Source organism: Marinomonas phaeophyticola, from assembly GCF_026966905.1.
Lineage (GTDB): Bacteria > Pseudomonadota > Gammaproteobacteria > Pseudomonadales > Marinomonadaceae > Marinomonas > Marinomonas phaeophyticola.
Map to the genome: position 1 here is coordinate 226735 of NZ_JAPUBN010000011.1, position 11384 is coordinate 238118.

The 11384-nt window shown below is 40.4% G+C and carries 9 protein-coding genes; 1 reads left to right on the forward strand and 8 read right to left on the reverse strand.

Annotated features, from left to right (window positions below):
* Positions 1 to 90: 90 nt before the first annotated feature.
* Together yegD and O1D97_RS04965 are read right to left on the reverse strand one after the other, a co-directional pair.
* Positions 91 to 1470 carry a molecular chaperone gene (gene yegD / locus O1D97_RS04960; RefSeq protein ID WP_269123356.1) on the reverse strand — a complete coding sequence of 460 codons (1380 nt, stop codon included), beginning with the start codon at positions 1468 to 1470 and terminating at the stop codon, positions 91 to 93.
* Between the two features lie 147 nt (positions 1471 to 1617).
* Positions 1618 to 3117, reverse strand: coding sequence for a methyl-accepting chemotaxis protein (locus O1D97_RS04965; RefSeq protein WP_269123358.1), 1500 nt, complete (start codon positions 3115 to 3117; stop codon positions 1618 to 1620).
* 295 nt (positions 3118 to 3412) lie between these two features.
* On the opposite strand from O1D97_RS04965, the gene O1D97_RS04970 reads away from it, so the two are divergent.
* A complete protein-coding gene (locus tag O1D97_RS04970; RefSeq protein ID WP_269123359.1) occupies positions 3413 to 4618 on the forward strand; it encodes an FAD-dependent monooxygenase in 1206 nt (401 codons plus the stop codon).
* 155 nt (positions 4619 to 4773) lie between these two features.
* Here O1D97_RS04970 and O1D97_RS04975 read toward each other — a convergent pair whose 3' ends face one another.
* The 6 genes from O1D97_RS04975 to O1D97_RS05000 form a co-directional block, all read right to left on the reverse strand.
* Positions 4774 to 5631 carry an SDR family oxidoreductase gene (locus O1D97_RS04975; RefSeq protein ID WP_269123361.1) on the reverse strand — a complete coding sequence of 286 codons (858 nt, stop codon included), beginning with the start codon at positions 5629 to 5631 and terminating at the stop codon, positions 4774 to 4776.
* A 23-nt stretch (positions 5632 to 5654) separates the two neighbouring features.
* Positions 5655 to 6266: a helix-turn-helix domain-containing protein gene (locus O1D97_RS04980; RefSeq protein ID WP_269123363.1), complete on the reverse strand. Its 612-nt coding sequence runs from the start codon at positions 6264 to 6266 to the stop codon at positions 5655 to 5657.
* A complete protein-coding gene (locus O1D97_RS04985; protein ID WP_269123365.1) occupies positions 6263 to 6568 on the reverse strand; it encodes a hypothetical protein in 306 nt (101 codons plus the stop codon). The genes O1D97_RS04980 and O1D97_RS04985 overlap by 4 nt, the downstream gene beginning before the upstream one ends.
* A gap of 230 nt (positions 6569 to 6798) precedes the next feature.
* Positions 6799 to 7767 carry a DUF4862 family protein gene (locus O1D97_RS04990; RefSeq protein WP_269123367.1) on the reverse strand — a complete coding sequence of 323 codons (969 nt, stop codon included), beginning with the start codon at positions 7765 to 7767 and terminating at the stop codon, positions 6799 to 6801.
* A gap of 280 nt (positions 7768 to 8047) precedes the next feature.
* Positions 8048 to 9931, reverse strand: coding sequence for a methyl-accepting chemotaxis protein (locus O1D97_RS04995; RefSeq protein WP_269123369.1), 1884 nt, complete (start codon positions 9929 to 9931; stop codon positions 8048 to 8050).
* 179 nt (positions 9932 to 10110) lie between these two features.
* On the reverse strand, positions 10111 to 11376 hold the full coding sequence (locus tag O1D97_RS05000; RefSeq protein WP_269123371.1) for a dicarboxylate/amino acid:cation symporter: 1266 nt from the start codon (positions 11374 to 11376) through the stop codon (positions 10111 to 10113).
* Positions 11377 to 11384 lie beyond the last annotated feature (8 nt).

Genomic DNA, 11384 nt, shown 5'->3' on the forward strand with positions numbered 1-11384 from the left:
GCCAAGTTTACCAATACGGTAAGCTTGGCCTGTTTATGAGTTTGATTGTCTGTATCGGATGATTGAAGGCACTCCGTAGAGGACTTAGTATTAGGCAAAAATACGTTCGGCCCAAACACCTAGACCTGCTGCAACACTACCAAAATGATCTCCATCTAGAATTTCCACATTGCCTAAACTCTTCCTAATAGCATCACGGATAATAGGAGACTGGGCCGATCCGCCTGTAACAAAAACCACTTCTGGTGTTTCACCGGCTTCATTTACCGCTTGAGTCATTAACTTGATCATTTTTGATAGCGGCGGCTGGATGGCCTTTGTGTAAGCCTCTCTTGATACATCACAATAAAGGCCTTTCTCAATGTAATTAAGGTCTACTTGATTGACTAAAGTATCTGAGAGTGCAATTTTACATTGCTCCGCATCACGCACCAGTTGGAAATTTTGCTTATTATCACGTAAAAGTAGCAGTCTATTGAGCAGCTTGGGTTCTTTTGTGTCCCGTAGCATCTGCTCTAAACTCATCTCTGTGGGTAAGCTATTAAATGTGGTTTGAGCACTGACGTCATTTGTGGTGACCGCATCCCAAAAGATTTGTGTTGGCATAGGTAAACCGTTTTTGAGTTCTGATTCCATACCAAATAATGGCATAAAGTTTTTTCCAGCGAGTTGGATGTCTAAGTCGTTACCACCAACACGTTCACCTGTATGGCTTAAAAAGTCTTCGGATCTGTCGATTTTATCTCGATAGCTTGGTCCCATTCTAACCATGGCGCAATCTGATGTACCGCCGCCAATATCGATAACCAATACGGTTTTGTCCTGTGTTAGTTGTTCTTCAAAAGCAAAACCGGCTGCAATCGGCTCGTAAAGAAATTCGACTTCTTGGTAGCCTGCACGTTTAGCGGCGGTTGTTAAGATAGACAGCGCTTGGGTATTGCTTTTTTCAGAATGAATGCCTTGAAAGTTAACTGGGCGACCAATTACTGTATGCGTTAAGCTAGCGCCTAAATGCATTTCAGCCTTGTGTTTAATGTTTTGCATCATAGCTGTGACTATGTCTTCAAAAAATTCAATAAACTGAGGGCGAAAGCCACTGCTGCCCAGAAAGGATTTAGGAGACTTTACAAAATAGCCTTCATCAGGCTGTTCTAAGTAATGAGAAAACGCCTCTTTTCCAAAGAATAACGCTTGTTCGCTGGCGGCTATGTCATGGGTTACACGAACACGATTTGCTTGCGTTAATTGGTTACGCCGCGAAGTTATGAAGTCTTGTTGGGCGTCTTTATTTTGAATGTTTTGAGCAACGGACTCAACAATTAGCTCTCTTTCAAGTGCATAAAGTGTCGATGGTAAAAAGTGTTTACCATTCTCAAGAGGAACTAGTGCTATTCTAGTATCACCTGTTGCATTTTGTTGGCGGGCTGAAAGGGCGCAATTAGAAGTCCCGTAGTCTAAACCTGTGATCATGTCTTGATTCCCAAGAAGTTCAGCCGATAAGCAAGTAACGACTTTTACGAAAGGGGCAGGAAAATAGCACAATTATAGAAAGGGTTCGAGTAATGAAGAGAGAGATTAACGGAAAATAGCCCATTAATCTCTCAAATAGCCCATTAACTAGACTTTATAGATAGCCGATTTTCTTTGGTATTCTTCAGTCACCAGTAATATGTCTTTTGAAATTTGTGCCAGTTTTTCCATTGTTGTTGCCATTACTTGAGTAGACTGAGCATTATCGCTTAATTGATCATAAATAGTATTGAGTGCTGTTTCTTGATCTTTCGTTTCTCTTGATGCCACTTGGCTAGTATGAGCGACCTGGCTAACTTGCTGTGAACGTTGAACTAATCCTTCTGCAATCGCTTTTGTATTCAGCACATTTTCAGCGGTTTTTTGTTTACCTGATGCCATCGATTCAACTGTGCGTTTAGCGCTTGAATTGAGGCGTTCGAGTACTTTTTCAATTTCATCTGTTGAATCACTTGAGCGTTTTGCCAGAGTGCGAACTTCATCAGCCACCACGGCGAATCCACGACCGGTTTCTCCTGCGCGAGCGGCTTCGATTGCGGCGTTAAGTGCTAATAAATTGGTTTGTTCAGAAATTCCCTTAATCGACTGCAATAAGGTTGTAATCGAAGTGACATCGGTTGTTAATTCACTAAGTGATTGAGCGATACTTATGGTGTCTTTTTCTAATAATTCCATATCCTCCATTACTTTAAGTGCTTGCTGACTGTCATTGATTGTCGATTGCTCAACATCGGTCGCTTCATGAGAAGACTGACTAATACTATCCGCCACTTCTCTCATCACGTCCGTTATGCCTCTAGCGGCATTAGCCATCTGTTTAGATGAGATGATTCTTTCTTGAGAGGTCAGGTGTGCTTGTTCGCCGATGGTAGAGATAAGATTACTTGCTTCCGTTAACTTCACCGCAATGCTTTGGTAGTCTTTGAATAATTCAGATAATTGCATAATAAATTTATTAAAGGCTAACTCAATCTCAGTTTTAGGGGTTTCAATACGAGTAGTTAAATCATTATCTGCAGATATTTTTTCTATGGCGTGAGCAATTTTTGCATTGGCGGATGAACTTTGACGCATTTGCTTCGCCATAAATATTAAAATGGCGGTTTCCATCGCTGCAAATACCGCATGTAATACCATTATTCCCATTGCATGATCTGAGGTAGGAAAGAGTGCCACTGGCAGGTCAAAAAGAGTAACCTTGTTGTGTTGTAGGATCATAAAGCCGATATGATGAACGGCAACGGTGAGTAGACTCACTAACAGTGGCAGCCATTTTTGATATATTAGGAAAACCACCATAGTCACAAAAATGTGAAAGTGCATCTCAATCATCCCCATTTGAGATTGAATTAGAAATGCGGATGTCAACATCATAATAAAAGCGGCTATAAGGCTGAAACTAGTGGTGTTTTTAAATAAACTAAAGCTTATTTGCGTCAGTACTAATGTGATCAAGGCCGTAATACTGGAGAAAGCAAGCAGCCCTTCCCCTAATAACCCGCTAATCAGTAGCATGGGGGCTTGAGCGAGTAATATTCTATATACAAAAAGATCATTAGAATCTGTTTGAACGCTTTGAGGTTTCATAGGTTACCTTTTCTAGAATTAAACAAATAAAAATTTATTCAATTGTGGGTGATAAACTACCCTTGTTAAGCAATATTATTTAAGTGTAGCAAGTAATATTATTTTCAATAGTTATTTTTGGTTACTTATCAGTACGTATTGTTTCTTATCTTGGATCTGTCATGTTGTAGGTTTATTTCAGTTTATTAATTCCTCTTTGATCCGTATCATCATTATAAAATGAATTGTGCTTATATTTACATAAAACAATACTTGGTTTTAGTTGCTGTAGGGTTCGAAAAATGGAAAAAAAATTTTGATTGTAGGAGGCGGAATTGGAGGCCTTTGTGCCGCCTTATCCCTTACGAAACAGGGGTTTTTAGTTTCTGTATTTGAGCAATCAAAAAGCTTGGGGGAAGTTGGTGCCGGACTGCAAATGACGCCTAATGCGATGAAAGTATTAACCGCGTTGGGTTTGTTAGAACAAATAAAAAAAGTTTCTTTTTCTCCAGAAAATGCAGTGATAAGACACTATCAAACAGGGAAAAAATTTTTAAACGTGCCTTTAGGTGAGGGGTGTTGCTCCCGTTACAACGCTCCTTATTTACATCTTCATCGTGCTGACTTACATCGCATTCTACTCGCCGAGGCAAAAGGTCAAGGCGTGATATTTCATCTGAATTCAAAAGTTGTTCAATTTGAACAAGATGATAGACAGGTAAGTATTACAATGGAAAGTGGTGAAACGTTTTCTGGCTCTATGTTAATTGGTGCAGATGGAATACGCTCAAAAGTATTAGAGCAGCTGCAAAAGTCACTTAGTTTTCAATGCAATCACAAGCCCCCCATATTTACTGGTCAGGTCGCTTGGAGGGGAACGATCGCTACTGACCTATTACCGAAAGGTTTAATAAAACCTGATGCAACAGTTTGGGCAGGGCCAGGCCGCCACTTTGTTACTTATTATTTGCGAGGTGGAAAAATGGTTAATTTTGTCGCGGTAGAAGAGCGGTCGCAATGGACAAATGAGTCTTGGAATACAGCAGGTGATGTTGAACAATTAAAGAGTGCTTTCTCCGGTTGGCATTCAGAAGTGACACAATTATTGGCCGCAGCAGATGAGACTTTTTTATGGGGGCTTTTTGCACGTGAGCCACTATCTAAGTGGCACTTAAATCGGGTTGTGCTGTTAGGTGATGCTTGCCATCCTATGCTGCCTTTTATGGCTCAAGGTGCCGCTATGGCCATAGAAGATGCTTTTGTGCTTGCTAAAGAACTTTCTGGAGTCGTCCTAGAAAATAGTCAAAATGTGGAGCAAGCACTTACTCGATATACTCATCAGCGTCTACCGAGAACAAGTAAGGTACAGGCCATGTCTAAAGCCAATGCGGACCTATACCATATGAAAGGAGGGGCTTTAGGGCGTTTACGTTTGAATACGATAGGTATGGTAACGAGTACATTACCTTCAGTCGTCAATGTAAAGCTTGATCCTGTCTATGGCTTGGATGTAACTCAGTAAGCTCACTTTATCTTGGTGATTTTTGACTAGAAAAATTAATCCACAGAAAAGCGTGTTGCTTTAAGAAAGAGACAACACGCTTTTTTTGTGTATAAAAAGCTACCTTATACAGAATCTATCCCGATTATCGGCTTACTATCCTGAATAGAGCAGGCTTATTGTAAAAGTTGGGTGATTATTTTTTGCTGTTGAATATGTCCACTTGGGTCCGCTTGTGTTTTTAATTCACAAAACTGCTCTCCCCAAGGAGAGGTTCTCATCCGAATAGGTGGTGTAGAGGAGCGCGCGCAGGAGACGACAATGTCTGCGACTTCATCCGCTGTTTGATAAATGCTTTCCCCTAGAGCTCTGTTCTGAGCATTCGTAATGTATTTTTCCAATAATGGACGATATTCGTCATCCCTCATTCCCCCTGAGGCGGTAAATTGAGCGAGGGCGTTATTTGCAAATTCAGAGCTAATACCACCAGGCTCAATGTTGGTAAACTTGACATTAAAATTAGGTGTTATGTAAGTAGAAACCGATTCTACATAGCCTTCTAGAGCGAATTTTGCGGCACAGTAAATCTCATTGAAAGGCTGACCGATTAAACCGCCCACAGATGATATATTGATGATGTGTCCATGGCGAGCTTGACGCATATGTGGCAAGACGGCTTTGATACACCTAACAACGCCTAGAAAGTTTACATCCATGACCCATTGAATATCGGCTTCGGTCGTTTGTTCGGTCGTTCTTACGTAACCGGCTCCAGCATTGTTAATTAGTTGGTCTATATGTCCTTCTTGATTAATAATTTCGGACACACAGCGTTCAATACTTGCCGTGTCCTGAACATCTAATTGCTTTATTTCCAGAGAAACATTAGCCGCTTTCATGGCGCTTTCAAGCGCGGCCTTTTTCTCTAGGTTGCGCATAGTAGCAAATACTTTATGACCTTGCTTGGCAAATTGAATCGCTAAACTGATGCCTAAACCTGTGGATGTACCTGTAATAAGAGTGACGTTTGACATAAAAATGGCTCTTTAATGGTGGGTTAATGACGGGCTGTTTGCTTCCTGTATTCAGTCGGAGTAATACCAACTTTATTTTTAAATAATCGAGAAAAATACTGTGGATACTCAAACCCCAACGAATAGGCAACAGTGGCAACGGAGTCGTTGGAGGAAAGCAATAGGTTCTTAGCCTTGTCAACGAGGGCAAGTTGAATCCATTCTTTTGCGGACTTCCCTGTTTCAACTTTTAAGGCATCGGTTAAATAGCGAGGTGTCATATTAAGCTGTTGGGCTATATCGCTAATACTTGGCGTTCTATACACGTCAGATACATACATATATTGGTAGAGAAGGTTATTAAAGCTTTCATAAATTGAGGAGTGGAATTCTTTGCGCACAAGAAATTGCCGACGATAGAAACGTTCTGCATAGCGTAGCAAGGTCGACATTTGTGAAAGCATAATTTCTCGACTCAACGCATCGTAGCTTGAATGATATTCGGCTTCTATAGAGTCAAAAATACGACAAATTAGTTGCTGTTCTTTTGGCGAAAGATGTAATGCTTCATTCACAGCATAATCAAAAAAACGGCACTTTTTTAATTGAGATTGAAGTTCGTGCCCACGAAGATAATCTTCGTGAAAAAGGATCATCTTGCCAACAGATTCAACCTGTACTCCTGTTGTGTAAAATGTTTGATTAGGTGCAAAAAAAGCATAGTGCCATTTTGACAATCGTATTTTGTTTTACCGTAAAGAATCTCTCCGGTTAAGACGGTCTTTAGGGCAATGCAATAAAAGTTGGCGCTGATTACCTGATTATCTTGCATGCATCTAGCAGTATGTTTTTGTTCTTCTGCCGAAAAGGAGAAAACATCTATTAAAGGATGCTCTGGCATAGGTTTACCAAGAGTATGGTAATAATCAGCAATGCTTTCAAAATGCACTTTTTTCATAATAGAGAGCGGACCTTGCTAACGCCTGAATCGATATTTTTTGTGTTTAAAATTCTAAGGGATTCGAGGTGAGATGTCTGTATACAGGATTACATAAGCTGTATACAAATCGACGAAGCGGCATCGTGACACGATTTCTTGGGATAGCATAGGGATGAATACATTGGGGAATAAAATAAAAAATGACCCCGTATAAGGCCATTTTTTATCCGTATTTCTTTGAGATAGTTTTAGTTTGATAAAAAGGCATCAAAAATAGACAGTGCATTGATATTGTAGGCAATGCGATCTTCTGTTGTCGCTGTACTTGGACGAATACCCAATTTAGCGCCTATGATGAATTCTGGGTTTTCTTTTGCCCTACTAACCTCTAAACAATGATGTATTGCGGCCGCATTCATTAAAGAATCGGGTTCACCTTTTGACGTTGGGTTGAGCGGTGTTGGTGGCATATGAGTGTCTTGCCATGCACCATATTCCGTGGCTTTATCGGAAACGCCAGAGAACATAATGCCATATAATAGGTCATTGTCTTGTGCTTGATTAATATGGTGTATCGCGCCAGCCACATCTCGAGCTTCAATTACCGAACGCCCCCAATTAATCATCATACCTGCGGTAAGTTTGCTTGAGCGATTGGCGCCTTTAATGGCTGTTATTTCGTCTTCTATGGTTAAAAAACCTTTTGCGGCTGTCTGTGAATTTAACAACGTATCACAATGCTCGACGACCACTTTGGCCCCATCCCAATCCCAATCTAATAACGTGATCAGAGATTCTTGGAAAGAAGATAATGACGAGTTGGCTTTGCTTTGATTGGGAGCGGAATGTATTTGTATTGCACTTACCGCTTGTCTACCAAGGTGTACGTTTAGTTGTTTGATAGCCTGTTTTGCTTTTTCTAAAAAGGCTAAGGCGGCTAAACGACCTGATTCATTGTCCGAAGCTAAGCCAAAATCTGGGTTTTTGCCTAGTTCGTTCATTGTCCCTGGAATGCAGGTAAAAACAAAGTTCCAAGAGGGGTCGATATTGTTAAGAAACCATGCATCATCATGAGGATGTAGTGTGCCTAAAAAAGGGTGTTCTAATCCTTTAATATTCTGCAGTGTTTTAAGCTTCGCATAATATTCAGATTCTAATTCTGGGTTCCATAATTCACCTGTAGGTGAGGAAGCATACGCACCGACAAAATATGACATTAACAATCTCCTAAGTAGCTACATTGGTTTTCTCTTAAGGACAACGTTACGTTGAGTGTCTAGGTTAATCAATAGGGAAAGATTAAAGCGAGGTTAGAGTGTTAAAGAAAGTCATAGTCGGAGGGAGGTTAACATTAACCCTAAGGTTTAATCTGCATTAGTGGGTGCGATGTTCTGTGTTGTAAACTGGTGGGTCGCTATGACTTGATGTAAGTGACCTTGTAAATATCCCCTCTATACTCGTTTAATGAATAATATAGAGGGGAGTCAAGTATTCTAATCAAATTTTAAATTGACTTAATAATTGATTTTGCTCATTCACTTGTCGTGTCATTGCTTGACAGTAATTTAGTTGAGTTTTACTGCGTTCAGTCGCTTGTTGGCTGATATCTCTAATGGCATTAGTATTATTATTGATGCTGTTAGTCGATGCGCTTTGTTGCTCCGCTAATTCAGCGATCTGTAAGTTCATTTCAGTAATGTTGCCTATGGATCGTTTAATAATATTAAGCGCTTCATTGCCTTCTATCGCATTTTCTGCCGCAATACTGGCGGTTTCGAGTCCATGTTTAATTTTATTTTCGGCATGAGTAATTTCGGCCTGTAATTGCGATATCATGTCGTCGATATCGCGGGTGGATTTCTCTGTTAATGTGGCTAAAGTTCTAACTTCATCTGCGACTACAGCAAAACCTCGTCCTGACTCTCCGGCTCTAGCCGCTTCAATGGCCGCGTTTAGTGCGAGTAAATTTGTTTGTTCAGCAATACCTGTAATAACAGAAAGAATGGATTCAATGTTTTGACTGAAAAGCGCTAAATTTGAAATGGTTTCTGAAATTGAAGCCATTTCATTTGCAAGAGATTGTGTGGCGTCAGTGGATTGAAGAATGATTTTTACACCATTATCTGTTTCTATACTGGCCGTGTTTGCGGCTTCAGAGGCGAGATGAGAGTGGTTGGAGATGTCCGTTGCCGCTGAGGCCATTCTATTCATAGAATGCGTTAATTTTTCTAATTCTTTTAATTGTAATGGCAACTGTTTTGCCGAAAAATTGACTTCGTCTGATGTTTTCCCCGCACTGTTTTGAAGTGCGGCACAGCTTTCAGAAACATCGATAATGAGTTTTTGTAAGTGTTCAGTGAATTGATTAAATTCCTCTGAAACTAAACCAAACTCATCCTTACTGTCGATCGGCAATCTATGGGTTAAATCACCACCACCTTGATTAATTTTCACTAGAGAATCATATAAGGCGGTTAATGGCCTCAGGATTTTCTTTACGACCAGCCCTAAGATGACAATGCAAAGTAGCACGCCAATCAGAGCGACAATGATACTGCTCCAAATCATAGGATGGGTTTTTTTAAGAATGGCGCTTTCATCAAGAACCACGGCAATATACCACTCAAGGCCTCGTAATTGATTGAGCTTGGTAAAAGACACTAATTTGGTTTGGTTGTTCATCTGTGTTTTATGCAATTGCGCATTAATTTGGGGGGCTCTACCATCAAATAAGTCCGCTAAGGTTTTACCATTAAAGTTGATGTCAGGATGACTAATAATTTCACCTCTTTGATTCATTAAGAAAGCATAACCATTACCATCAAATTGTAAGGCGTTAATCGCATTAGATACCGTCATTAAACTTAAATCACCGCCGAAAGCACCTTTAAAACGGCCTTTATCGGTAATGTTTGCGACAATAGAAATGAGCGTTTCGCCAGTGCTCGCACCAACATAAGGTTCTGTTAATGTGGCTTTTGTAGCGGTCTTTGCAATGTTATACCAAGGTCGTTGACGCGCATCCCAATCTGGCCTTTTTCCACTCGTCCCCTGGTTATCAATTCGAGTGCCGTTGACTTCTAAACCACCAAATATAAGCTGGAATTCATTTTTTAAAATAGGCAGATCAAAGGTGGACTGAATAGTCGTACTGGTAAAATTTTTATCGATATTTTCTGCCATCATATCGATTAACATTAGCTTTCCATTAAACCAACTTTCAATTTGATCGGCGAGTAATTGTGTCGATTGGGAGACGGCTTCTGCTGTTTGTTTTTCTACGGTGGAGCGCATTTGAGATATTTGTAACCAAGAGACGCTGCCAATCGTCAACAAGAGTACCAGTGCGGCCGATAAGCCAATTTTCATAGAAACTTTCATGGGGTTTTTCCAATAATTAGTGAAGTAAATTGATAGGAAAGAAGCGTGATGAGTTATATTTTTCGTATTGTATCTAGGATTTAATGGTTACGATTTATCATGTCGGTATTTGAAAAATCCCCTATTACGATGCAAGTAATAGGGGATAGTCAGTGTATTTTTACAAACTAACTTATGGATTAGGCGGTTTTATCTAATCTTGACGCGGCTTTGTTATAGATAGATTCATCTAATTCATTTTCGCTTTTACCTACGAGAATAGTGACCATTAAATCACCACAAACGTTGACACTGGTTCTTGCCATATCAAGAATACGATCAATGCCCGCGACGATCGCCAAACCTTCAAGAGGCAAACCTACCGTGGTTAACACAAGAGATAGCATGATTAACCCAGCGCCTGGAACACCGGCCGTCCCAATAGAAGCGAGAGTAGAGGTTAAGATAATGACAATGTAGTCAGAAAACTCTAGATCAATACCAAAAGCCTGTGCAATAAATAGCGCACAAACCCCTTGATATAACGCCGTTCCATCCATATTGATGGTGGCTCCAAGAGGTAACACAAAACTTGAGATACCTTTGGAAACGCCCATTTCTTCGCGAGCGGCTTTAATTGTAGCGGGTAATGTACCTGAACTACTTGTCGTCGTGAAAGCAACAGCCGCTGGATTAACTAAGCCTTTTAAATACTGAATTGGATTTAGGCGACCAATAAAGCTGATCATACCTGTGTAGAAAACCAATACATGCAGAAGGCAACCAATATAAACCGCCGCAATAACCTTGATTAGTGGCAATAGAATGTCCATACCGTATTTACCAGCAACCCATGCCATTAAACCGAAAACACCATAAGGCGCAAGTTTCATGACGATTTCCGTTAGCTTGTACATGGCTTCTGCTAGGCTTTCGAATACCTTTATTGCTGGTTCACCTTTTTCGCCACATAGAGTCAGTGCAATGCCTAAACCTAAAGCAAAGATAATGATTTGCAAAATGTTACCAGAAGCCAATGCATTGACTGGATTCTTGGGAATCATATTTAATAAGGTTTGTACTAGTGCTGGGGCTTCTTTGCCAGCAACATTCGGGTCCGTAATGGACATATTTAAGCCAACACCAGGAAGGAATATATTCGCTAATGTTAAGCCGATTGTGATCGCAACGGCCGTTGTACCTAGGTATAGAATAATGGCTTTTAAACCAATGCGGCCCATTTTACTGGTGTCTTTCATTGATGTAACGCCAACAATAAGAGAACAAAAGACCAAAGGAACGATCAGCATTTTAATGGCATTAATAAATAGGGTTCCAATGGGTTTTAGCATTTCTGCACTTGGACCCATGATGGCGCCAACGATGACACCAAGAACCATACCGACTAAGATTTTTTTCCAAAGAGCGAGCCCGCCCCAAAAATTGGTGCTTGTTTTATTGGTCATAAAACGGT